A 21,803-nucleotide genomic window follows, 5' to 3' on the forward strand; every position below is an offset into this window, starting at 1 on the left:
GGCGGGAGCATGCCCCGCCGACGGACACGCGTCAGCTCCGACCGGAGCGGCAAGTGCCCGCAAGACTCCCGTACGCGGTGCCGCCAGACCCCGCCCAGCGGCTGCCGCCCGCTGCGGCTACGCCCTACTCCTCGGCGGTGGGTCGACTGCGCACCACCAGTTCGTCGATCTCCAACCGGCCGACGCGCAGCTCCCGCACCACTGCCCTGCGGATAGCCAGCCGCCCGATGGCCAGCGCCCCGACGGCCACGGCCCCGACGGCCAGCGCCCCCACGGCCAGCGCACCGAGCGACACAGCCCCCGCAGCCCGCGCACCGGTGGCCGCCGCACCCGTCGCCACCGCGCCGTTCGCCCGCGCCCCGGTCAACCGCATCAGGCTCACCTCTCGCTTCATCCCCCCATTGTCGGCGTACCGCTGGCCGCCCGCTCCCCCAGCGGGCTGAGCCGCCGGGCCCAATCAACCGGTTCGGAGGAGCAGCAGCCGGCCCGGCCGTCCACCGTAATCGAACCGTTGCTGTGGGCAACTGTAACCGCCCGCCCGGTCCTGCTGTCGCATCGCTGACACCAATCTTCTTCCCTCTATGGCCGGCCGTAAGGGTGTAGAGCCCAACGTGAATTTCATTGAGTCCTAGCGGCGATCCCGGAGGTGGATGTGGTCTCCTCGCTCAAACACGCACCGGCCGCGCAGGAAGCAGAGCCGGCGGGTAAATCGTCGTCGGCCCGTGTCACCGCAGAGCGAAAAGTGGTATCGCCGCCATCGGCCCTCTCCGTTTTCGTCACCTGCATCCTCATGGCGCTGTTGTTTGTCTTCGTGATCGTCGGCACGCCGGACAGATGGGGCGCCGACCTGAGATGGGCGCTACGGGCACTGGCGGCGCTGACGCTCGGTCTGCTCCTCGTCATACACACCCGACGCCGTTACGTTCTTCCGCAACGGACATCACATCGATCCACGAAGGTATGGGGGCTACCCGAATACCAGGTCAACGTCCTGCAGCGAACCGCTGGCCAAGCGCAGATCAGCAACACCTCGGACAACGCCGGGCCCGCACAGGCGCGCATTTTCGCCTCTGCCGTCATCTACCCCGCACACGTTCGTCAGCGGCTCACCGAGCGATACGATCCGGGCCAGCGGACGCTGACCCAGTTGGTCACCATCGATGCGCAGTTGCCGTCACGGGACGTCCAACGGCTGCTGAACACCGCTGATACCGCGACACTTCCGAGGCCAGGAATTCCGGCCCAGCGCACGACAACAGGCAACGAGGGCTTCGAAGGTGGGCGGAGCGACGCCACCGACGCCACCCAGCATCCGGCCGTCATCCTCTTCCCCGTACTCGTGCCCCGCAAGGGCGAAATGGTGGACAACCTGCGGGTCCTGGCCGCCGACGGCAGCGCGGTACCGGTGCTCTCCTACCGGCAGTACCTGCAACTCGTCGCCAAAGTGCTCCGGACCCTCCTCGACATCGCCTACGGCGAGGACATCTCCAACGGCAGACACCCGGACGCTCTCGACGCGGAACGGACCGCTCTCCAGGCGGTGATGCGCCGGGCCACGACCACGAGCGACGAGCCTGATGACAGCGAGGGCAGCAACGCGCTGTACCGGGCAGGACACGCGAACGGCCGGACGAAGCTCGCGAACCCCGCAGCGCTGAAGCTGGCGGCGCAACTGATCAAGAAGCTGTCATCCCACTACGCGGTCGTGGCGGCTGTGCCCTGTCCCGTGGATGGTCGATTCGTCGTCTCGTACGAGCGGATGATGACGCCCACCCTCGCCCTTGCGCCCTTGTCCGAGGGCATCCTGAGCTGGTTGAAGGCGCGCGCACGTCTGCTGCTCGGCTCCCGACCTGTCGACTTCTCCATATCGTTGGACAACGCGTGGACCACGCAGAGCTATCACCTCATCATCGACTGCCAGGACGGGGTGTTCGTCGGCGTACAGGAGGCGCAGGAACTGGTGGGATACCTGAACGCCCACTGGAACGATCGCCAGTCACGACTTGAGCAGAGCTTCGCGCAGGAGAAGTCGGGGCCGCTGCTGGAACTGACCACGCCCCCGCCCTACTACCGTTTCCGCCGACGCGCCGGCCAACGCTACGCCCACTTCTACACACGCTTCTTTCCCGAGCCCAGGGAAAAACTGCCCAACGGTGATCGCATCCCGGATGTGCGGTTCCGCTTCTACGAGGTGCCACCGGGTTCGGTCTTCCGCGCGCTCATCGCTTCCACAGCGGCGGCACTCCTCATCTGGCTGATCGGCTTCGTCACCTCGCGCGACCACGACCCGGGAACCGACGTGCCGGCGTTCCTTCTGGTTTTTCCCGCCGTCGCCGCAGCCTGGCTCGGCTTTGACAGCCAACCGCGACGTCTACTTGAGGGAACACTCGCGGCGCGGATCTCCCTGCTGGCCACTGTGCTGTGTTCGATCGCCGCCAGCGGCCTGTTCATGGTTTACAAGGCAGAACTCCCCCTCCTGCAATGGAAAGTCCCGGCCGATATGCAGATCCTGGGCATCACGTCGATGGCATGGAGCGCGCTGATGTTGCTGGCCCTGTTGAACGCGAGCACCACCGGTTACGCGTACCTCGCGAGGACGTGGGAATTCATCCATCTATCGGGCAGAACCGACGGATTCGGTGGCCCCAAAGAGCACCTTCACTAGGGTGGAGCCCTGTTACACTCGGCCCACCACATCGAGCGATCACGATACATCGACGCACCCGTCTGTGAACCAGAACGGCACCGCGTACGTTTTCACTGAGGTGAGCCTCGTACGCCCCGGCAGATCGGATCGGTTCAGGTGATGTCCATGGACTCCGAGTACCACGTCTCATCGCACGACTGGCCGGCCGGCACCGGCGCCGACGACCTCACCCTCGACCAGGCCAACGAGGTGTTCGACCTCTTCGACTCGTACTACTCCATGGCGATCCAAGGCCTGTCAACGGTCCCGATCCTGCTACCCAAGCCTCCGCAGCTCAGCGACGGCACGGTTGACGGCAGCTGAGTCGCCCTCCTCAGTCCCGGCCGCAGCCGGTAATTCGGAGGCGCGGAGAATGGGGCGGTGGCTAGCGTAGGCGGATGAGCGCTGTCTCGACAGCCGGGCTGCGCCTGCGGTTCTGCACCGATCCGGGCGAGTTCCTGGCTGTGGCCGATGACTACCTGAGCGCCGATCCGGTCGTCAGCACGGTCGTGACGACCGTCGCGCACCGGCTGCTGTCGCAGCGGGCCGAGGGCATCTCACAGCCCGACCGCAATTGGTGGCTGGTGGTCAGCGACAGCTCCGGCGTCGTGGTCGGCGCCGGGATGCGTACGGCACCGTATGCCCCCCACCCCCCGTTTCTGCTGCCCATGCCCGACGAGGCGTCCGTTGCGCTGGCCCACGCGTTGCACGAGCGCGAGGAGGAGGTACTCGCTGTCAACGGGGCCCTGCCTGCCGTGGAACTGTGCGCCGCCGAGCTGACCCGGCTCGGCGGGGGTCGAGTCGACATCACCCAGCACACCCGACTGCACGAGCTCGGCGAGCTGACGATGCCGCCACCGGTGCCGGGCGGCTTGACGGTCGCCACCGAGGACGATGTGGAGCTGGTCACGGACTGGTTCGCCGCGTTCATGGACGACGCCGACGAACAGGCTGGCCGACCACGCGGCACCAGAGCCCACGAGATGCCCGACCGGGCGGACATGGTGCGCCGCCTCCACGCCGGACGGCTGTGGTTCTGGGTCGACGACGCAGGAGAGCCGGTGCACCTGACGGGTGCCAACCCGCCGTCGTTCGGAGTGGCCCGGGTGGGCCCGGTGTACACCCCGCCCACCCAACGCGGACGGGGGTGGGCCAGCAACGCGGTCGCCGAGGTTTCCCGACGAATCCAGGCCGAGGGTACGCGGGTCTGCCTGTTCACCGACCAGGCCAACCCGACCTCGAACAAGATCTACGCCGCGCTCGGCTACCGACCGGTCGTCGACATGGCCAACCTGGTCATTCGCCGCTGACGGCGGGACGCGGGTGATGATGAGGCGACCAACACTGTTCCTGACTGTGGGACTCCCCTGCACCGGGAAGACCACTGCCGCTCGGCGCATCGAGACCGAGCGGGCAGCGCTCCGTCTCACGAAGGACGAATGGGTGAAGGCTCTCTACGGCCACGAGAATCCGGCATCAGCGGGCGACGTGATCGAAGGTCGGCTCATCCAGATCGGGCTGCGCGCGCTTGAACTGGGCAACAACGTCGTGATCGACTACGGCCTCTGGAGTCGGAACGAGCGCACCGCGCTCCGCCAGGCCGCAGCAGACCGATGCGCGCTGGTGGAGATGCGCTACTTCGAACTCACCCCGGCCGAGCAGCGGAGACGACGTGATCGGCGTCAAGCCGAAGCGCCACACACGACGTGGCCGATGTCCGACGACGAACTCGCCGAGTGGGCCTCCACCATCGAGATCCCAACGCGAGCAGAACTCGACGGCAGTGAACCTCTTGACGATCCGCCGGCTGGATTCTCGACATGGGACGAGTGGCGCGAACACCGCTGGCCGCCGTCGCTGTCCTGACGCCTGTCAGGTGACGCTCACGACGACCTTTCCGAGGGCGCGTCCCTCGCCCACGTAGGCCAACGCCTCGGGCGTCTCGTCGAGGGTGAAGGCCCGGTCGATGTGGATGCGGAGGTCACCCGCGACGCAGAGATCGGCAACCGGTTCGAAGTGGGCCGGCCCTTCCCGGACGGCGAGCACGCCCAGCCGGCGGTTGGTGAGCCGGCCGGCCAGCGCGCCGACCGTCAGCACGCGCAGCACCGCCGGGACCGATCCGCCGACGCACCGGTAGCGGCCACCGGGGGCCAGCGCCCGGCGGTAGGCGAACACCGACCGGTACGCGACCAGATCGAGGATGAGATCGTACGGGCCGCCGCGGGTGAAGTCCCGGCTGCGGTAGTCGATCACCTCGTCCGCGCCGACGGACCGCATGAAGTCGAGCTTGCCCCCGTTGTCGACCCCGCTCACCTGGGCGCCGAGTCGTTTGGCCAACTGGATCGCGAACGCGCCGGATCCCCCGCCGGCGCCGTTGATCAGAACTCGGCTGCCGGCTCCTGCGCCCGCAGTGCCCTGGTGTGCGATCGCGCCCGCCTGCGGGATCGCCGACGCCTCGGCGAACGTCAGGGCGGCGGGCTTACGGGCCAGGACCGACTCGGGGGCGATCGCGTACTCGGCGAACCCGCCCTTGAGCATGAGGTTGTCGCCGTACACCTCGTCACCAGGTCGGAACCGAGTGACGGCGGAACCCACCGCCTCGACCCGTCCGGCGATGTCCGAGCCGAGGGTCCGGCGTGCCGGGGAGCGCAGCCCACCGATGCGCGCATACAGCGGCGAACCCCGCAGCGCCTCCCAATCGCTCAGGTTCACCGAGGTCGCCGCAATCTTGACGAGCACCTGTCGGGCAGCCGGGGAAGGCTTGGGGAGGTCCTCGATCCGCAACCCATCCGGGGATCCGTACCGGTCGTACACGACTGCTTTCACCTGGCACCACCAGCCTTCGGGACAGTAGGCCAGCCGTGGTACCCGAAGCGTTCCGGGCAAGCAGCCTACCTCTCCTGGCTAGCACGGCGGGACAACCGGCATCCCCGGGCGGCGCGGCAAGCAGTAACAGCCTCTGACCAGGCATTCTTGGGATATGGACCGTCCGATGAACCTACCCCTGGAGGTACCACGATGTTCACCACGAAGTTCTGGAAGGCCACCGCCGAGCGGGCGGTGAAGAGCGCCGCGCAGGGTCTGCTGCTCTACTGGGGCGCTGACGTCGTGTTCAACGCATGGCAGGCGGATTGGGCGGCGGCCGGTGGCATCGCGTCCGGCGCGGCGGTGCTGTCGGTGCTCACCTCACTGGTGAGTGCGAAGGTGTCGGGAGAGGACGACTCACCCAGCCTTGTCGGTGCCGAGCACTGACCCGCGGCAGCTGCGGACGGTCGCGCGTGGTGCGGCCGTCCGTCGTCATTCCGACACCGAGGGGGTTTTGCAGGTCCTGGTCAGCAGCGCGTGCAGGGGGAGTCTTTTCGGACACTCCAGGTGAAGGTGGTGCTGCCCTGTCCGCCCCCGTCGGCCGTGACCGTGACGTTGTAGGTGCCGATGGTGCTGAGCGTGCCGCTGATCAGGCCGGTCGAGGGATTGATGGCCAGCCCGGGAGGCAGGCCGGTCGCCGACCAGGCGTACGACCCACTCCCGCCGGTGGCCTGCATCTGCAGCGCCACGGAGTCCAGCTTGAGCATGCTCTGGGTGCCCGGGTTGGTGACCGTCACCGCCCCGCTCGGCGGGGGTATCGGAATATCCGGGGGCGGGCACGTCAGGTATGTCGTCAGAGAGTTTGCCGATCTGGTGATGTATTCCGGACTTCCCGAAAGGAATTGGACGGTGGCGGTCGCTCGACCCGAGTAGTAGCCCGACTCGCAGAGCGTGCCCGGGTTGGTGACGCCAAGACCGAACAGGGTCACGTTGGTGTCCTGCCACACCTCGGTACGGCCGTTCACCGTCTGGCCGGGGCCACCGACCAGCCCGTGGTAGAGCAACTCCACGGTGAGGTCGACGCGACGCACCGGACCGTCGCACTGGACAGTTCCGGTGAAGTTGACGGTCTTGGCGTCCGTCTTGCCTGGTGGGCTGTCCGGCGAGATCCACCCGCAGTAGTGACCGTCAGAGGCCGCGGCGGATGCCGGCGTGGCGAAGCCCAGGGATGCGGTGGACACGGCAGCCGCTGCCATCGCCAGCAGTAGACGAGACCTGCTGCGACGCAAGAGTTCGACGCGCATCGATAAATGGTGCCACGGAGGCGTCGGAGTCGGCAATGGCCGATCCTTCGGCGCTCCCGTGACCCGGGCCGGGAGGGCATCTGCCGACCTTCGGCGAACCACCCTGGCGGGGACCATCAGTGCCTGGCCGGTCTCGGTGTCGTTCCGATGATCGCTCCGGGTCAGTCCGCCTGCCCGGCGAAGCGCGCCCGGATGTCGCTCAGGTAGGACCCCGAACTTATGCCGCTCGCTTCGCCTTCGTCACCCACGCCCCGCCGAGCGTGACCACAAGAGCGACAGCGGCGAGCACCCACGCGAGCCAATCCGGTCCGTCAGGACGAATGACGGTCCGGGCAACGATCAGGGACCCGATCACCACTACCGCCAGGGCCACCAGATAACCGATGCCTGCGGCGCCTGCCGGAACAGGCAGACGAGTTCCTGAGGACTTCGCCGCGACACGACTGGTCACCCCCACAACGAGGGCTGCGGCGACGAGAAAGATGCCTGCGACCTGCTGCGGCAGGCCCGTCCCATATCCGCGAGTCAACGCTTGGCCCCGTGTCGTGTCAAGCGAGGCCGAGCGCACGCCGGCCGTGCTTCCACACCTCTTCCACGGTGCTTGCACCAGCCTTGCACCAGGCGTCGGCAGGGTGTTCCACAGAGGAAGCACGGTGCTCCTCGGGTATCTCGGGAGGCTCGGATGAGGGGAATCATCGAGGGCATGGGCGGCCGGTTGCTGGCCATGTTCGTACCCAAGATCAGTGCGTCGGCGGGCTGTGGCAGCTGGCCTTCGTGCTGGCAGTGCATCAGCCGGTGCGGACGGGCGCTGCCCTGCGACGCCTGCACCGTCGGGGAAATCGATCAGCCCGGTGAGTGGATCTACTGCAAGGGCTGCTGACAACTGAGGCCGCAGGGCGACTGACCGCTGTCACCATGCGGCTTTCCGCCTCCGGCCGAGGTCGCGAAGCCGATTCTCCGATGGGGAACCCGTCGGGATCGGGTGGTCGATCCTCGGCCGGGGTGGCCGGGCGTCAACGAGTCGAAGCGAGGGGAACACCGATGCACTATCTGACCATCACCGTGCGGTGCGCGATCGGCCTGGTATTCCTGGCGTCCTCGGTGAGCAAGGTGTGGGGACGGGATGCGTTCCCCGCGTTCGTCGCCTCCCTGCGCGGAGTCGGACTGCTGCCGAGGCGCCTGGTCCGTCCGGCCGCGATCGTCCTGGTGGTGGTGGAGGGCGCGCTGTGTGCGGCGTTGGCGGTGCCCACGGGTGTCGTCCCCCGCACTGCGCTGGTCGGTGCGGCGGTGCTGCTGGGCATCTTCACGGTGGGCGTGGGAATCGCGGTGCGACGGGGGACCGCGAGCACCTGCCGCTGCTTTGGTGCCAACACCCAGAGACTCGGCCGCCGGCACGTCGTCCGCAACGTACTGCTGACCGGCCTGGCGGCGGGCGGCGCCGTCGTGGCTGTCGCTTCGGCCGCGTCACCACCCAGCTCGCTCCGGCCGGCGGGGCTGGTGCTCGCCGGCTTCGTCGGCCTGCTGCTGGGCTTCCTGGCCATCAGATCCGACGACCTGGTGGCCCTGTTCCGCGGGGTCGACCACGATCCGCGACTTACCACCCACAGTCATTGACTACTTTCGGGAGCAACAGATGACCCTCCTTGCTTCGGCCGTTCTGGTCGTGGGCCTGCTCGGTACGGTGAACTTCCTCCTCACCTTCGGCGTCCTGAAGCGTCTGCGTGAGCACACGGCGCTGCTCTCGAACGAGGCCGGGGTCTCCGCCGAACTGGGCATCGCCGACCCGGTGGGCGACTTCGCCGCCGTCGACGTCGATGGCGTCCCGGTGCGCCGCGAGCTGCTGCGGGCGGAGACCTTCGTGGCCTTCGTCTCCACCTCCTGCGACTCGTGCCGGGAGAAACTGCCCGAACTCATCGAGCACGCCCGGCGGGTGCCCGGCGGCCGGGAGCAGGTGCTCGCTGTCGTCGCCGCCGGTGCCGACGACGCCGATGCGTTCACCGAGCGGCTCGCCCCGGTGGCGCGGGTGGTCGTCGAGCCGAAGGGCGGGCCGCTCAGCAACGCCTTCCGCGCCTTCACCTATCCCACGATGATGTGGGTCGGTCCGGATGACGCCGGCCGGCTGGTTCGGATCAAGCAAACGGCGCCGGCCCCGGCATGATCGGGTGGCGGACGCGGCGCGGCGACATCGCGGCGGATGACGCCCGCGGGTTGCGGGCGTCGGCACCACCGGCGCGGTCGGCACGCCGCATCCGTACGGCGTGCCTGCTCGTCGGCCGGGCCGCCCCGGTGACCCTGCTCGGGTACGTGGTGCTCATGCTCGGCGCCGGTGCGCTGCCGGTACTGATCGCATGGTTGACCAAGGGGATTCTGGACGGGATCGCCGGCGACGCGGCGCCGAAGACGCTGACCCAGATCGGTGTGGCGCTCGCCGTCGCCGGCATGGTGGCGGGGTCGGCGCCGCAGCTCACCCGGTACCTGCGGGCGGAGTTGGACAGGTCGGTCGGCCTGCTCGCACAGGATCGGTTGTTCACGGCAGTGGACCGCTTCGTCGGTCTCGACCGGTTCGAGGACCCTCAGTTCCTGGACCGACTCCGGCTCGCCCAGCAGACCGGTGGCAGCACCCCGAGCCAGGTCATGGACGGGGTCCTCGGCACCGCCCGTACGGCGATCACCGTCACCGGCTTCCTCGGGTCGCTCTACCTGTTCAGTCCGATGCTGGCCGTCCTGGTGCTGGCGTCGGCGGTGCCGATGCTCGCGACCGAGATGCTGTTGGCCCGCTATCGGGCCGGGATGCAGTGGCGGATCGGGCCGGCGGAGCGCCGCGAGTTCTTCTACAGCCAGTTGCTCTCCACCTCCGCGGCGGCGAAGGAGGTGCGACTGTTCGGCACAGGCGGCCATCTGCGGGGCCGGATGTTGGCCGACCGCCGGACGGTCAACCGGGCCAAGCACCTCAACGACCGCCGCGAGCTGTTGGCACAGGTCGGCCTGGCGCTCGTGTCCGCGGTCGTCGCCGGCATCGGTCTGCTCTGGGCGGTCCGGTCCGCTGCGGCCGGTCGGATCACGGTAGGTGAGGTCACCGTCTTCGTCGCGGCGGTCGCCGGCGTACAGAGCGCGTTGGCCACGCTGGCGGCGGAGATCGCCCGCGCGCACCACGCGTTGCTGATGTTCGACCACTACGTGGCGGTGACGACCAGTCCCCCGGATCTGCCCATCGCCCCGGTCGCGCGGCCGGTCGATCAGCTCAGGCGGGGCGTCGAGCTGCGGGACGTGTGGTTCCGGTACTCCCCCGGGTCGCCGTGGGTCCTGCGTGGGGTGAACCTTCGGATCCCGGCCGGTGCCACCCTCGCGGTCGTCGGGCTCAACGGTGCCGGCAAGTCGACGCTGGTGAAGTTGTTGTGCAGGTTCCACGACCCCACCCGTGGGCAGGTTCTCTGGGACGGGGTGGACATCCGCGAGGTCGACCCCGCCCAGTTGCGGCGCCGTATCGGCGCTGTCTTTCAGGACTACATGCACTACGACCTGACCGCCGCCGAGAACATCGCTCTGGGTGATCTCACCGCCCTGTCGGAGCGAGGACGGATCACCGCCGCCGCGCGTACCGCCGGCATCCATGACGTGCTGACCGCCCTGCCGCACGGTTACGACACCCTGTTGTCCCGGATCTTCTACCAGGAGTCCGACAAGCAGGACCCGAGCACCGGTGTGGTTCTCTCGGGTGGCCAGTGGCAACGGCTGGCGCTTGCCCGCGCCTTCCTGCGTGACCGGCCGGACCTGCTGATCCTCGACGAGCCCTCGGCCGGGCTCGACGCCGCAGCCGAGGACGAGATCCACCACCGCCTGCTGCGGTACCGCACGGGCCGGACCAGTGTGCTGATCTCCCACCGTCTGGGCACCCTCCGCGACGCCGACCTGATTGTCGTCATCGCCGACGGTCGGGTGACGGAACGCGGCACGCACGATTCCCTGATCGCGGCCGACGGCACCTACCGCCGGTTGTTCGATCTTCAAGCGTCCGGCTACGGCGGAACCGCCGGGAGCGCGCTGACGACGGAGGCACGATGATCCAGGCTGCCACGTTCGGGACCCCGCTCGCTGAGGCGTCGAGGGCGTACGAGCTGTTGCTGATCGTCGGGTCGTTGGCTGCCCTGGCCGGCGCGGCCCTGCTCGGATGGCGCCTTCTGACACGTCGTCTCGTCGCGGTGACAGTGGACGGCGCCAGCATGGAGCCGACCTACCGGGACGGCGACCGGGTGCTGGTGCGGCGGGGCCGCCTGCCGGCCACCGGGCATGTGGTGGTCGTGGAGTATCCGTCAGTCGACGGCAAGTGGCCACTGCCGCCACTGCGCGACGGCGCCTCGGCAGCCGAGGTGGGCCGACGCCGATGGTTGATCAAGAGGGTGGCGGCGGCGCCGGGTGATCCGGTACCCCGTGACCGGGTGCCGGCGTTGGCTGAGGAGCGAGTCCCACCAGGCATGGTCGTACTCCTGGGCGACAATCCGGGATCAAGCTTCGACTCACGGCGAATCGGCTACTTCTCCGGGGAGCGGATACTGGGCGCGGTTCTCAACGCCCCTCGCTCGCCCTCACCATGACCCACGGCCGGCACCCTCGCCCGGGTGAGTTCCAGCTTGGCCCGTACCGCGTCGGCGTCGCCGGTGCGCAGCTCGGTCATGATCGCGTACGCCCGGCCCCAACTGTTCGCGGCGGCCGCCATGTCACCCAGGGCGTGGTGGCAGTCGCCCAGGTGGGCCAGGGCCTCGGCTTCCTTGAAGCGATGCCCGACGTTCAGGCACAGTGCCTGCTCGTAGCACTCGATGGCGATGCTGTACTCACCCAGGTGGTGATAGGCGTAGCCGAGGGTGTCCCAGGTGTTCACGGCCCCGGCGTCGTCGCCCAGTTCGGCGTGCAGCGACAGCGCCTGCCGGCAGTAACCGATGGCCTGCCGATAGTTGCCGACCTGCGCGTAGTCCCAGCCCACCGCGTTCAGTGCCCGGGCCTGCCCGCTGCGGTCGCCACCTCGTCTGAACAGGTCGAGCGCGACCTGATCGTGGTGAGTCGCCGATCGTTGATCACCCTGCAACTCGTACAGCCAACCCAGGCTCAGGTGGTTGTACGCCTGACCGATGGGATCCGCGACGTCGGAGAGGTCGATCAGCGCCCGGTGCAGCTGGTCCCGCGCCTGCTCCAGTCGCCCGAGCCCGGCGAGCGCGTGGGAAAGTTCCCTGCGGCACTGGGCCTGCGCCGACCGGTCGTCGAGGCGGACCGCCGCCGACAGGGCCAGGGACTGGGTGGCCAGAACGTCGTGCCAGTAGCTGCCCCGGCCGAGATAGGTCGCCATCGCCCAGGCCAGCTGCGCGGCGTGCCGGTCGAGACCGGCGTGGGCGGCGCAACCGACCACGGCGATGAGCGTCTGGTGTTCCACGGTGAACCAGGCGAGGGGGTCGACCTCCGCCGGGTCTTCGGGCGTCACGCCCTCCTCCGGTGCGACCACCGCGACCGGTTGCCGGTACGGCATCAGCACCTTGTCCGCCGCGACGGCCGAATGCAGGTAGTGGTCCAGCAACCGGCGTCGCGCGGCCTGCCGTTCGGGTTCGTCCTCGCACAGTTCACCCGCGTAGGCGCGGAGCAGATCATGCAGGACGTACCGGCCCGGGACCCGCTCCCCCGTCAGGTGGGCACCGGTCAGTTCGACGAGCAGGGCGTTGGCCGCGCGCCGGCTCAGGCCGGCCAGGCTGGCCGCCGCCGCAGCGGTGAAATCCGGGCCGGGATGCAGGCCGAGCAGCCGGAACAGCCGAGCGGCCGCCGGGGTCAAGGCGCGATAGGACCAGGAGAACACCGCGCGTACGTCCACCGAAGAGTCGCTGTCGGTGAGCCTGTCCAGCACCCCGGCGCTGGCCAGATCACCGGCGAGGGACCGGAGGTCGAACTGGGGGTTGGCAGCGGCCCGGGCGGCGGCGATGGACAACGCCAGCGGGAGGCCCGCACAGAGCCGGGCAATCTCGAAGACGGCCTCGGGTTCCTGCCCGGCGCGGTCGATGCCGATTCGGTCCCTGACAAGTTGGGCCGCTTCCCCCTCATCGAGCAGGCCGAGGGTGACCGGGTGGGCACCGTCGACGGCGATCAGTGATGACATCCGATTCCGGCTGGTCACCACCGTCACGCACGTGGCCGAGCCGGGAAGTAGCGGCCGGACCTGGTCGGCGCTGTGCGCGTTGTCGAGCATGATCAGGATCCGTCGGTCCCGCAACTGGGCCTGGTATCTGGCGACCTGTGCGTTGAGGTTGGTCGGAATCTGCTCCGGTGCCACACCGAGCGCTTCGAGGAAGGCGCGCAGCACCTCGGTCGGCGCCAGCGCCGCAGCGGTGGCGTCGAAGCCCCGGAGGTTGGCGTAGAGCTGCCCGTCGGAGAACCGAGGGGCCAGCCGGTGGGCCAGATGCACACTCGAACTGGTCTTGCCGACCCCGGCCGGACCCAGGACAAGCAGAATCGCCGGCCGCTGCTCGTCACGCTCGATCAGCCGGGCCTCCGCCGTGGACAGCTCCTGCGCACGGCCGACGAAGAACGGCAGGTCCGGAGGCAGCATCCGGGGCACCGTGGGCCGACCGGCCGAACCGCCGGCCGGTTGTCGCACCTCCCGCCGCAGGATGTCGCGCTGCAAGTCATGCAGCTCCGGTGCGTCGATGCCCCGGCGGCCCAGCAACGCCAAGCCGTCCCGGCACACCTCCGCCGCCTCGTCAATGCGGCCGTCCCGGTAGAGGGTGAGAGCGAGCATGCAGCGCAGGCCCTCGTCGTACGGGTCAGCGGCCACCGCGCCGGTCAGGTCGCCCATCGCCTCGGCGTGCCGCCCCAACCCGTTGACCGCCTCCGCGTAGAGGAGCAGTGCCGCACGGTGAACTGCTCGAAGTCGTGCGACTTCGGCCAGGGCAAAGGGTTTGTCCGCGAGGTCAGCGTAGGGCTCGCCGTGCCACTGATCGAGCGCGGAACGCAGCATCGCGGCGGCCCGGTCGGCGTGCTCGGCATCGCCGAACGCGAACAGTCGACGGCTTTCCCGGAGCGCCTCCTCGAACCGGACAGCGTCGACGCACGCCGGGTCCAGGTCCAGCCGGTATCCCGCTGCGGCTCCGCGGCCGACCGTGGCGATGAGCCAGTTGCCACGCCGCCCGCGCTCACCGGGTTCGAGGGCCCGCCGCAGGTGGGCGACATGGCTGCGGAGAGTGGCCCGCGCGGCGTCCGACGCGTCGTCGCCGGTGAGCAGTGTCGCCAGTCGCCGGCTCGGCACCGGCTTACCGAGCTCCAACAGCAGGATGGCGAACAGCGTGGTGAGCTGTGGACCCAGCGGGACCGGGACGCCGTCCCGGCACAGCTGAATGGGACCCAGTATGGAGACGTCCAACCGACCACCAGCCACATGGCCGCTCAACGGCACGCGCCCAGGTCACCGAGAGCAGTTACGGTCGGGGCCGTCGCACCTGTGGCTGGCCCGCCCGCCAACCGGGAAATGCCGATGAGCGCTACCTGAATACGCAGCAGATTCACCTCAGCCATGGTTACAGCTCGATATAGATGAGGTGCATTGTATAGACGTCGTCGGGCCGTCGACACATGCCGCCGACCGATCACCGGCATTTCACAGAGGATTCACATCGGTCTTCTCATGTCCCAACCGCGTGAACACCCGACGGAGCGCGCGTTGAGGGCGTCGTCGCGGTCGGAGCGGCGGCGCCGAGGCTCCAGCGGGTACTGGAGCCTCGGCACCCTTCGCTCTGCTCGACACAGCGGCGGCAGCTACCGCCCGCGGTGTCCGGCCGCCGAAACGACGTCGGTCGATCAGGCCTGCAGGCGTACGCGACGGCGTCGTGCGACGAGCACCAGCGCGATGCCGACCGCGAGGGCGACCGCAGCCGCGCCGACGAGCAGCATGGTCTTGTCGCCGGTGACCGGCAGGCCCGGACCGGCGCTCGTCGGCGACGACGACGGCGACAACGGCGGCGAAGACGAAGACGGCGAGGAAGACGGCGACGGCGAGGACGGCGACGGCGAGGCGCTCGGAGAGCTCACGGGAACCTTCTTCGCCGGCACGAAGATGCGCGGCTCGTCGCTGTCGTCGGCGCTGACCTGCGCCAGGGTGTGGTCGTACTCGCCGTTCTCGCCGGCCATGACCTTCCAGCCCGCCGGAGCGGTGAAGGTCAGCAGGACGTCGCCGGCTGGGAGGTGGGCGAGACGGAACAGGCCCTTGGCGTCCGTGATGGCCTCGGCGTACCTCGTCTTGCCGTCGGCAGTGGTGGCGACGACCTTCACACCCGGCACGCCGGCGGTCTGGGGCGTCCACTCGGCGTCATAGGACTCACCCTGGAAGACGTATCCGCCGAGATCGTCAAAGGCGCCCGGCACCAGCAGCCGCACGCTGGTGATGTTGTCGGCGGCGTTGGCCTCGCCATTGTCGGCGCGAAGCTCGAAGGCGACGTATCCCCGGCCGACCTGCCACGCCACGCGGTTGGTCTTGCCGGTGAGCTTTACGGTCTTGGTGGCACCGGCGGCGAGGTCGAAGCCGCTCGACAGCTCACCGTAGGCGACATCGTCGACGCCCTCGCTGTCGCCGCCGGTGTAGTGCACGTGCTTGGCGTCGACGGAGCTCTTGTTCTTCACCGTGACCGTGATGGTGAAGGTCTCACCCTCGGCGTAGCTGGCCTTGTCGGCGGCGGAGGTCACCGCGATATCCGGCTTGGGGGCGGCGGCCAGGGCGGCCGTTGCCGGAAGTGCGGCCACGAGCACGCCCACGAGGGCGGCGGCAAGTTTGCGCATGGAGGTCTCCGTAATGGGGGGCGGGAATCAGCGCGATGCTAGTGGCTGGACGAGTCACTCCGCCGTCCCAAGACTGAGAGCGTGACCGGACGGTGTCCGATCACGGTTAGCTTGATGATCGAGTGAACGCTCATCGTGTGCGGACGCCGACGACCGCCGACCGCCGACCGCTCCATTTACGCTCACCATCGCCGCGCCTGGTCACCGGCAGATCAGTATCTCGAGGCCGCAGAATTCGTTCGCGTTGCGAGCCGCTGTGCCCGGCAACCAACACACATGCCGTCCAGCCCTCGGACGTACACCGCGAGGATCGCCTGCTCCTGACCGCCGTTCACTCCTCCTCCGCGAGCTCGTACGGTTCGCGCCCACCGCATGGGGGAAGCACTGGTCGGCACTGGCCCGTGAGTGGTGGAACGCCGACCGGCAAGGGTGATCGGGCGTGACGGTCGGGCCCCTAAGACTCGCGCACCCGGTTACGGCGGTGGTGGACGATCAGCGCGACCGCGCAGAGCAGCGCCACCAGCCCGAACCCGGAGCTGATCCACTGGTTGTCCGCCGCGGTTGACAGCACCACGTTGGCCGCCGCGCTGACGAAGAGCACCAGCCACAGCAGCGGGCGTAGCAGGCCGCCGGGCTTCTTCGTCGCGGCGACCGGGGCCTCGGTGATGCGGTACGGATCGGTCATGACTGCCTCCTTCGGCGAATGTTCCTCGACGCCGTCAACGCTAGGTAGGCGGCGCGGCGGAGACGATCCCGCCAGCTCGACGACAGTGGTACAGCAGGCTGTACCTTCCGCGCCGGACGTTGCTGGGCGAGGCCTGCGGTGGCCTATGTTGGCGGGGGAGGTGGGTCGATGGCGTACGTGCGGGGGCGGGTTCGCGCCTCGGTCAACGCCGTGGAACACCTCGTCGGAGGGCTGGGCACCGCCACGCTGGCGCTGGGCGCGCTGCTCTGGTCGGTGATCGTGGCGGTGGCCTGCGTGGGCGGGGTGGGGCTGCTGGCGGTACCCGGTGCGTTGCGGGTGGTGCGGTCGGTGGCCGACCGTGAGCGCGCCCGGTTGTCCCGCTGGGGCGACCGGATCCCCACCCCCGGTCCGGTGCCGGACGGGTTGCGGACGGCGGTGCACGATCCGTTCGTGCGCCGGGAGCTCGGCTGGGTCGGGCTGTACTCACTCATCGGCGTGGTGGCCGGGCTGGTCGGCGTCGCGCTGCCGCTCTATGCGGTGCAGGACGCCACCTTCCCGCTGTGGTACCGGCTGGTTCCCCCCGACGCCGCGCCGGGGATCGTCTGGTGGCGCGTCGACGGCCTGGCCGACGCGCTCTGGGTCGGGGTGCTCGGGGTGGGTTGGCTGGCCGCCGCGATCTGGTTCAGCCCGGCCCTGGCCCGTCTCCAGGCGTGGCCGGGCCGGTGGCTGCTGCCTCCACCGCCAGGTGTCGACCTGTCGTTGCGGGTGGCCGAGCTGACCGCCACCCGCGCTGCGGCGCTGGACGCCCACGCTGTCGAACTGCGCCGGATCGAGCGGTCGCTGCACGACGGCACGCAGAACCGGTTGGTGGCGGTCAACGTGTTGCTGGGTGCCGCGCGGCGGGCCGTGCGCCGCAATCCGGACCGCGCCGACGAGATCCTCGGGCAGGCGCAGGACGCCGCCGAACAGGCACTCGGCGAGCTGCGTACGGTGGTGCGCGGGATCCTGCCGCCGGTGCTGGACGACCGGGGTCTCGCCGGCGCGCTGGCGGGCCTGGCCGGCAGCTGCGCGGTGCCCTGTCGACTGGAGGTGGACGTGGCCGTGCGGTGCGCGGCCTCGGTCGAGGCCACCGCCTACTTCGTGGTGGCCGAGGCGCTGACCAACGTCGTCCGGCACAGCGGTGCGAGCCGGGTGGACGTGGCCGTGCGCCGCGAGCACGGCCGGCTGCTGGTGAGCATCGAGGACGACGGGCACGGCGACGCGGACGAGACACGTGGCTCAGGGCTCACCGGTATCCGGCGGCGGGTCGAGGCGTACGACGGCCGGATGACGCTGACGAGCCCACCGGGAGGGCCGACGAGAATGGACGTGGAGCTGCCATGCGGATCGTGATCGCCGAGGACGACCCGCTGCTGCGTGAGGGTTTGGCGCTGCTGCTGCGGGCGGAGGACCTGGACGTGGTCGCCACGGCCGGCACTCCGGGCGAATTCCTGGTCGCCGTGGACGAACATGCGCCGGACGTCGCGATCGTCGACGTACGGATGCCCCCGACCCACACCGACGAGGGCATCGTGGCGGCGGTGGAGGCCCGGCGGCGGCGCCCCGGCCTCGCGGTGCTGGTCCTGTCGGCGTACGTGGAGCAGGCGTTCGCCACCGACCTGTTCTCGGTCGGCGCCGTCGGGCTCGGTTACCTGTTGAAGGAGCGGGTGGGTCGGGTCGAGGAGTTCCTCGCCGCGCTGCACAGGGTCGCGGGCGGCGGCAGCGTGATCGACCCGGAGGTGGTGGCGCAGTTGCTCGCCCGCAACCGCCGGACGGACACGGCGCTGAGCGAGCTGTCGCCACGTGAGCGTGAGGTGCTGGGGCTGATGGCCGAAGGGCTTGGCAACAGCGCGATCGCCGAGCGGCTGTTCGTCACCGACGGCGCGGTGCACAAGCACATCCGCAGCATCTTCTCGAAGCTTCAGCTGCCACCGGACGACAGTGCCGACCGCCGGGTGACCGCCGTGCTGCGCTACCTGGACGGCGATCGGCGGTAGCGCCTGCTGTACCCGGACCTGGCAGCTCACGGGATGGTTGCCGTTCTCCCACGTCAATAGCGTTTCTGGTGCGCGCAGTTCTTGCCGATGACACGGAGAGAGGCCACCAGAATGCCGGACTATCCGGGACAGACAACCGAAGCGGCGGTACGCGTCGAACACCTCACCCGCGTGTACGACGCCGGCCGTAACCAGGTGACTGCGCTCGCGGGCCTCGACGTCCGTTTCGACAGGGGCACCTTCACGGCGGTGATGGGGCCCTCGGGCTCCGGGAAGAGCACGCTGCTGCAGACCGCGGCCGGGCTCGACCGGCCCACCTCCGGCCGGGTGGTGATCGGAGGCACCGACCTGTCCGGGCTGTCCGAGACCCGCCTGACCGAGCTGCGTCGTACCCGGATCGGGTTCGTCTTCCAGGCGTTCAACCTGATCGGCGCGCTCACCGTCGAGGAGAACATCGTGCTGCCTCTGCGCCTGGCCGGCGTCCGTCCGGACCGGGCCTGGCTGACCCAGGTGGTCGAGCGGGTCGGCCTCACCGACCGACTGCACCACCGGCCGGCCGCGCTCTCCGGCGGCCAGCAGCAGCGGGTGGCGATCGCCCGCGCGCTGGCCACCCGCCCCGAGGTCATCTTCTGCGATGAGCCGACCGGCGCTCTCGACTCCCGCAGCGCGGCGGAGGTGCTGACGCTGCTGCGCGCGGTCGTGGACGAGCACGGGCTGACAGTGGTGATGGTGACCCACGACCCGATCGCCGCGTCGTACGCGGACCGCGTGCTCGTGTTGGCCGACGGTGCGATCGTCGCCGACCTTCCGCAGCTCGGCGCCGCCGGTATCGCCGAGCACCTGGCGTCGCTGGATCGGCGGGTCCTCCGATGACCGGGCTCGCCGCCCGCCTGCTGCGGCACCGCGCCGGCCCCGCCGCCGCCACCCTGCTGGCCCTGGTCGCCGGTGTGCTGATCCTGGTGGCGATGGGCACCCTCGTCGAGTCCGGGCTGCGTTTCCGCGCGGAGCCACGGCTCTGGGCGACGGCCGACGTGGTCGTCGCCAACCGCACCGTCAGCCACACGTTCAAGGAGTTCGGCGACACCACCACGAGCACCGTCGCGCTGCCCGAGGGCGGCACTGTGGACGCGGCGGTGGTGGACCGGATCCGCCAGGTGCCGGGTGTTGCGGCCGTCGCTGGCGACGACGCGGTGGTGATCGGCTCCCCCGCCGCCCTGGGCCACGGCTGGGACACGTACGCCTTCACCGGTCGTCGGATCGCCGCGGGTGCCGCGCCACGGGCCGACGACGAGGTGCTGGTCGACACCCGGTTCGGCGTGGCACCCGGCGACCGCATCGACCTGGTCGTCGGCGGGGTCGGGCGGTCGTACCTGGTGAGCGGAACCACCGAGACCGGTACGGCGGCGGTGTTCTTCACCGACGCGCAGGCCGCCCGGTTGTCCGCCCACCCCGGCCGGGTGGATGCGATCAGCGTGCGGATGGTGCCCGGTGCCGACGTCGGCGCGGTGCGCGAGGTCGCGTCGGCGGCCGGCGCCACGACGTACGCCGGGAACGACCGCGGCAACGTCGAGCAGTCGGAGAACCAGGCCGCTCAGACGTTGCTGGTCACGGCCGGATCGGCTTTCGGGGGGTACGTCGTCCTGCTGATCGTCTTCGTGGTGGCCGGCACCATCGGGCTGTCCGTCCGGCACCGTCGACGTGACCTGGCGTTGCTGCGCGCGGTCGCGGCCACGCCGGGGCAGGTGCGCCGCATGCTGATCGCCGAGGCGGCGCTGCTCGCCCTGGTCGGCTCTGCGGTCGGCGGCCCGGCGGGCCTGCTGGCGGCCCGCTGGGTGCACGGCGAGCTGGTCGAGCGGGGGTTCGTGCCGGCCAGCTTCCCGATGGCCGGCGGTCTGTTCGCGGTGCCGGCCGCTGTCGGTACGGCGGTCCTCGTGGCGGTGCTGGCCGCGTTGGTCGCCGCCCGCCGGGTCACCGGGATCAAGCCGATCGAGGCGCTCGGCGAAATCGCCGTCGAGCCCCGGCGGAGCGGCCGGGTGCGGCTGATCGCCGGCGTGCTGACGCTGGCGGCGGCCGGCACCTCCGGGGCGTTCACCCTCGGTGCGGGCGGGTCGACCGGGGCACTGGCCGGCGCGGCCGGCATGTTGTACCTGTTCGTCATCGCCGTGGCGCTGCTCGCACCGAGGATCAACGCGTACGCGGCACGGCTGCTCACACCGTTGTTGCCGCGGGTGTGGCGGGTCAGCGGCTACCTGGCCGCGGCCAACCTGCGGGCCAACGCGCAGGGCATGGCGACGGTCCTGACCGCCCTCGTGCTGTCGGTGGGGTTCGGCGGCTCGGTCTGGTTCCTGCAGACCAACCTGGAACGGCAGACCACCACGCAGAGCAGCGCGGGAACCCTCGCCGAGCGGGTCGTTGTCGCCCCGGGTGGGCTGCCGGCGGACGCGGCGCGGGAGATCCGCGAGTTGACCGGGGTACGGGCGGCCACCGGTGTGCGTCGTACCCAGGTGGTGGTGCGGGCGTTGGGCGGCATCGAGCCGGTCGGCGCGCAGTCGGTCGACCCGGCGGGCGTCACGTCGACAATGGACCTCGCTGTGCGCGCGGGCAATCTGACCGACCTGCGCGCGGGCACCGTCGCCGTGTCCGCGACGCAGGCGTCCTCGTCCGGCTGGGACGTCGGCGACAGGGCGGAACTCTGGCTGGGCGACGGCACCCCGGTCACGTTGGACGTCATCGCGATCTACGGCCGTGGCCTCGGCTTCGGCGACGTCACACTGGCTGCCGAGACGGTCGCCGGGCACACGGCCGCGAACACCACCGACGAGGTCCTGGTCAGCGCCGGCCCGGAGGCCGACACCGCGTTGGCCACGTGGTCGGCTGGGAGACCGGGCACCGAGGTTCTCGACGCCGCCACCCGTACCCGCCTGATCAGCACCGATCTGGCTCTGGGTGCCTGGCTGAACCGGCTGCTGATCGGCGTGATGGTGGGGTACGCGGCGCTGGCGGCGGCCACCACGATGGTGATGGCCGCGCTGGCCCGCCGCCGCGAGTTGGCGTTGCTGCAACTGGTCGGGGTCACCCGCCGGCAGATTCGCGCGATGGTCCAGGCCGAACAGGCCGGGTTGCTCGGCACCGCGGTGCTGATCGGCGCGACGATAGCGGCGCTGACCCTGAGCGCGATCGTCAACGGACTGACCGGCAGCCCGATCCCGTACGTCCCGCCGCTCGGTGGGGTGGCGGTGCTCGGCGGCACGACGCTGCTGGCGTTGGCAACCACTGTGTGGCCCGTCCGACGGCTGCTCAGCGCCCCTCCGATCGACAACATCGGTGTGAAGGAGTAGGCCTCGCGGCTCAAATGTCGGTGACAGTGCCGCCTCCGCAGACATCGCTGAGGCGGCACTGTCACCCTGGTGTCGCAGAGTTTGTCAGTGGATTCGAGACGCGGCAGATGAGCGCTGTGACCTCCGAAAATCGGATCCCGCAACTGG

At 69.9% G+C, this 21,803-nt stretch carries 20 protein-coding genes; 14 read left to right on the plus strand and 6 right to left on the minus strand.

From position 1 onward, the window contains the following. Positions 1 to 124: 124 nt before the first annotated feature. Complete coding sequence (locus tag AB0C03_RS00855; RefSeq protein WP_210865681.1) at positions 125 to 394, minus strand: hypothetical protein; 270 nt, start codon at positions 392 to 394, stop codon at positions 125 to 127. A 252-nt stretch (positions 395 to 646) separates the two neighbouring features. Here AB0C03_RS00855 and AB0C03_RS00860 point away from each other — a divergent pair, with 252 nt between their 5' ends. From AB0C03_RS00860 to AB0C03_RS00875, 4 genes are all read left to right on the plus strand, one after another. Then, positions 647 to 2,665: a hypothetical protein gene (locus AB0C03_RS00860; RefSeq protein WP_357633166.1), complete on the plus strand. Its 2,019-nt coding sequence runs from the start codon at positions 647 to 649 to the stop codon at positions 2,663 to 2,665. Positions 2,666 to 2,812: 147 nt separating this feature from the next. Further along, on the plus strand, positions 2,813 to 3,010 hold the full coding sequence (locus AB0C03_RS00865; RefSeq protein ID WP_030333752.1) for a hypothetical protein: 198 nt from the start codon (positions 2,813 to 2,815) through the stop codon (positions 3,008 to 3,010). 74 nt (positions 3,011 to 3,084) lie between these two features. Further along, the gene (locus AB0C03_RS00870) at positions 3,085 to 3,996 is read left to right on the plus strand and encodes a GNAT family N-acetyltransferase (RefSeq protein WP_030333750.1); all 912 of its coding nucleotides are present in this window, start codon (positions 3,085 to 3,087) and stop codon (positions 3,994 to 3,996) included. Between the two features lie 19 nt (positions 3,997 to 4,015). Further along, on the plus strand, positions 4,016 to 4,552 hold the full coding sequence (locus tag AB0C03_RS00875) for an ATP-binding protein (RefSeq protein ID WP_245233676.1): 537 nt from the start codon (positions 4,016 to 4,018) through the stop codon (positions 4,550 to 4,552). A gap of 6 nt (positions 4,553 to 4,558) precedes the next feature. Here AB0C03_RS00875 and AB0C03_RS00880 read toward each other — a convergent pair whose 3' ends face one another. Next, positions 4,559 to 5,512 (minus strand): NAD(P)-dependent alcohol dehydrogenase, encoded by a 954-nt coding sequence (locus AB0C03_RS00880; RefSeq protein ID WP_357633171.1) that lies wholly within the window; start codon positions 5,510 to 5,512, stop codon positions 4,559 to 4,561. 192 nt (positions 5,513 to 5,704) lie between these two features. Here AB0C03_RS00880 and AB0C03_RS00885 point away from each other — a divergent pair, with 192 nt between their 5' ends. Further along, entirely contained in the window at positions 5,705 to 5,938 is a 234-nt protein-coding gene (locus tag AB0C03_RS00885; protein ID WP_030333742.1) for a holin, read from the plus strand. Positions 5,939 to 6,018: 80 nt separating this feature from the next. Here AB0C03_RS00885 and AB0C03_RS00890 read toward each other — a convergent pair whose 3' ends face one another. Next, positions 6,019 to 6,795, minus strand: a complete 777-nt coding sequence (locus AB0C03_RS00890) for an Ig domain-containing protein (protein WP_247675176.1) — start codon at positions 6,793 to 6,795, stop codon at positions 6,019 to 6,021. Between the two features lie 682 nt (positions 6,796 to 7,477). On the opposite strand from AB0C03_RS00890, the gene AB0C03_RS00895 reads away from it, so the two are divergent. The 5 genes from AB0C03_RS00895 (at position 7,478) to AB0C03_RS00915 (ending at position 11,387) form a co-directional block, all read left to right on the plus strand. Continuing rightward, entirely contained in the window at positions 7,478 to 7,675 is a 198-nt protein-coding gene (locus AB0C03_RS00895; protein ID WP_156057661.1) for a hypothetical protein, read from the plus strand. Between the two features lie 161 nt (positions 7,676 to 7,836). Continuing rightward, the gene (locus tag AB0C03_RS00900) at positions 7,837 to 8,409 is read left to right on the plus strand and encodes a MauE/DoxX family redox-associated membrane protein (RefSeq protein WP_357633175.1); all 573 of its coding nucleotides are present in this window, start codon (positions 7,837 to 7,839) and stop codon (positions 8,407 to 8,409) included. Between the two features lie 19 nt (positions 8,410 to 8,428). Next, a complete protein-coding gene (locus tag AB0C03_RS00905; RefSeq protein WP_051708614.1) occupies positions 8,429 to 8,953 on the plus strand; it encodes a thioredoxin domain-containing protein in 525 nt (174 codons plus the stop codon). Beyond that, a complete protein-coding gene (locus AB0C03_RS00910) occupies positions 8,950 to 10,857 on the plus strand; it encodes an ABC transporter ATP-binding protein (RefSeq protein ID WP_081883904.1) in 1,908 nt (635 codons plus the stop codon). The genes AB0C03_RS00905 and AB0C03_RS00910 overlap by 4 nt, the downstream gene beginning before the upstream one ends. Further along, complete coding sequence (locus tag AB0C03_RS00915) at positions 10,854 to 11,387, plus strand: S26 family signal peptidase (protein WP_081883903.1); 534 nt, start codon at positions 10,854 to 10,856, stop codon at positions 11,385 to 11,387. Before AB0C03_RS00910 ends, AB0C03_RS00915 begins: the two co-directional genes overlap by 4 nt. Here AB0C03_RS00915 and AB0C03_RS00920 read toward each other — a convergent pair. The 3 genes from AB0C03_RS00920 to AB0C03_RS00930 form a co-directional block, all read right to left on the minus strand. After that, positions 11,324 to 14,188, minus strand: coding sequence for an AfsR/SARP family transcriptional regulator (locus tag AB0C03_RS00920; RefSeq protein ID WP_357633180.1), 2,865 nt, complete (start codon positions 14,186 to 14,188; stop codon positions 11,324 to 11,326). The genes AB0C03_RS00915 and AB0C03_RS00920 overlap by 64 nt on opposite strands. A 434-nt stretch (positions 14,189 to 14,622) precedes the next feature. Next, positions 14,623 to 15,597: an SdrD B-like domain-containing protein gene (locus AB0C03_RS00925; protein ID WP_030333732.1), complete on the minus strand. Its 975-nt coding sequence runs from the start codon at positions 15,595 to 15,597 to the stop codon at positions 14,623 to 14,625. Between the two features lie 454 nt (positions 15,598 to 16,051). After that, positions 16,052 to 16,282 carry a hypothetical protein gene (locus tag AB0C03_RS00930; RefSeq protein WP_030333731.1) on the minus strand — a complete coding sequence of 77 codons (231 nt, stop codon included), beginning with the start codon at positions 16,280 to 16,282 and terminating at the stop codon, positions 16,052 to 16,054. A 168-nt stretch (positions 16,283 to 16,450) separates the two neighbouring features. Between AB0C03_RS00930 and AB0C03_RS00935 the strand changes: the two genes are divergently transcribed. The 4 genes from AB0C03_RS00935 to AB0C03_RS00950 all read left to right on the plus strand — a co-directional run bounded on the left by AB0C03_RS00935 (position 16,451) and on the right by AB0C03_RS00950 (position 21,656). Continuing rightward, a complete protein-coding gene (locus tag AB0C03_RS00935) occupies positions 16,451 to 17,674 on the plus strand; it encodes a sensor histidine kinase (protein ID WP_030333730.1) in 1,224 nt (407 codons plus the stop codon). Further along, on the plus strand, positions 17,662 to 18,318 hold the full coding sequence (locus AB0C03_RS00940; protein ID WP_030333728.1) for a response regulator transcription factor: 657 nt from the start codon (positions 17,662 to 17,664) through the stop codon (positions 18,316 to 18,318). The genes AB0C03_RS00935 and AB0C03_RS00940 overlap by 13 nt, the downstream gene beginning before the upstream one ends. Before the next feature lie 111 nt (positions 18,319 to 18,429). Further along, complete coding sequence (locus AB0C03_RS00945) at positions 18,430 to 19,191, plus strand: ABC transporter ATP-binding protein (RefSeq protein ID WP_030333726.1); 762 nt, start codon at positions 18,430 to 18,432, stop codon at positions 19,189 to 19,191. Next, a complete protein-coding gene (locus AB0C03_RS00950) occupies positions 19,188 to 21,656 on the plus strand; it encodes an ABC transporter permease (protein ID WP_357633185.1) in 2,469 nt (822 codons plus the stop codon). The genes AB0C03_RS00945 and AB0C03_RS00950 overlap by 4 nt, the downstream gene beginning before the upstream one ends. Positions 21,657 to 21,803 lie beyond the last annotated feature (147 nt).

Origin of the sequence: Micromonospora parva (genome assembly GCF_040649675.1) — a bacterium.
GTDB classification, from domain to species: domain Bacteria; phylum Actinomycetota; class Actinomycetes; order Mycobacteriales; family Micromonosporaceae; genus Micromonospora; species Micromonospora parva.

Excerpts from the sequence above, each read along its gene's own strand:
- AB0C03_RS00855 (WP_210865681.1), bottom strand. The coding sequence starts at position 394 with ATGAAGCGAGAGGTGAGCCTGATGCGGTTGACCGGGGCGCGGGCGAAC.
- AB0C03_RS00865 (WP_030333752.1), top strand. The coding sequence starts at position 2,813 with ATGGACTCCGAGTACCACGTCTCATCGCACGACTGGCCGGCCGGCACC.
- AB0C03_RS00870 (WP_030333750.1), top strand. The coding sequence starts at position 3,085 with ATGAGCGCTGTCTCGACAGCCGGGCTGCGCCTGCGGTTCTGCACCGAT.
- AB0C03_RS00875 (WP_245233676.1), top strand. The coding sequence starts at position 4,016 with ATGAGGCGACCAACACTGTTCCTGACTGTGGGACTCCCCTGCACCGGG.
- AB0C03_RS00885 (WP_030333742.1), top strand. The coding sequence starts at position 5,705 with ATGTTCACCACGAAGTTCTGGAAGGCCACCGCCGAGCGGGCGGTGAAG.
- AB0C03_RS00890 (WP_247675176.1), bottom strand. The coding sequence starts at position 6,795 with ATGCGCGTCGAACTCTTGCGTCGCAGCAGGTCTCGTCTACTGCTGGCG.
- AB0C03_RS00895 (WP_156057661.1), top strand. The coding sequence starts at position 7,478 with ATGAGGGGAATCATCGAGGGCATGGGCGGCCGGTTGCTGGCCATGTTC.
- AB0C03_RS00900 (WP_357633175.1), top strand. The coding sequence starts at position 7,837 with ATGCACTATCTGACCATCACCGTGCGGTGCGCGATCGGCCTGGTATTC.
- AB0C03_RS00905 (WP_051708614.1), top strand. The coding sequence starts at position 8,429 with ATGACCCTCCTTGCTTCGGCCGTTCTGGTCGTGGGCCTGCTCGGTACG.
- AB0C03_RS00910 (WP_081883904.1), top strand. The coding sequence starts at position 8,950 with ATGATCGGGTGGCGGACGCGGCGCGGCGACATCGCGGCGGATGACGCC.
- AB0C03_RS00915 (WP_081883903.1), top strand. The coding sequence starts at position 10,854 with ATGATCCAGGCTGCCACGTTCGGGACCCCGCTCGCTGAGGCGTCGAGG.
- AB0C03_RS00925 (WP_030333732.1), bottom strand. The coding sequence starts at position 15,597 with ATGCGCAAACTTGCCGCCGCCCTCGTGGGCGTGCTCGTGGCCGCACTT.
- AB0C03_RS00930 (WP_030333731.1), bottom strand. The coding sequence starts at position 16,282 with ATGACCGATCCGTACCGCATCACCGAGGCCCCGGTCGCCGCGACGAAG.
- AB0C03_RS00935 (WP_030333730.1), top strand. The coding sequence starts at position 16,451 with ATGGCGTACGTGCGGGGGCGGGTTCGCGCCTCGGTCAACGCCGTGGAA.
- AB0C03_RS00940 (WP_030333728.1), top strand. The coding sequence starts at position 17,662 with ATGCGGATCGTGATCGCCGAGGACGACCCGCTGCTGCGTGAGGGTTTG.
- AB0C03_RS00945 (WP_030333726.1), top strand. The coding sequence starts at position 18,430 with ATGCCGGACTATCCGGGACAGACAACCGAAGCGGCGGTACGCGTCGAA.
- AB0C03_RS00950 (WP_357633185.1), top strand. The coding sequence starts at position 19,188 with ATGACCGGGCTCGCCGCCCGCCTGCTGCGGCACCGCGCCGGCCCCGCC.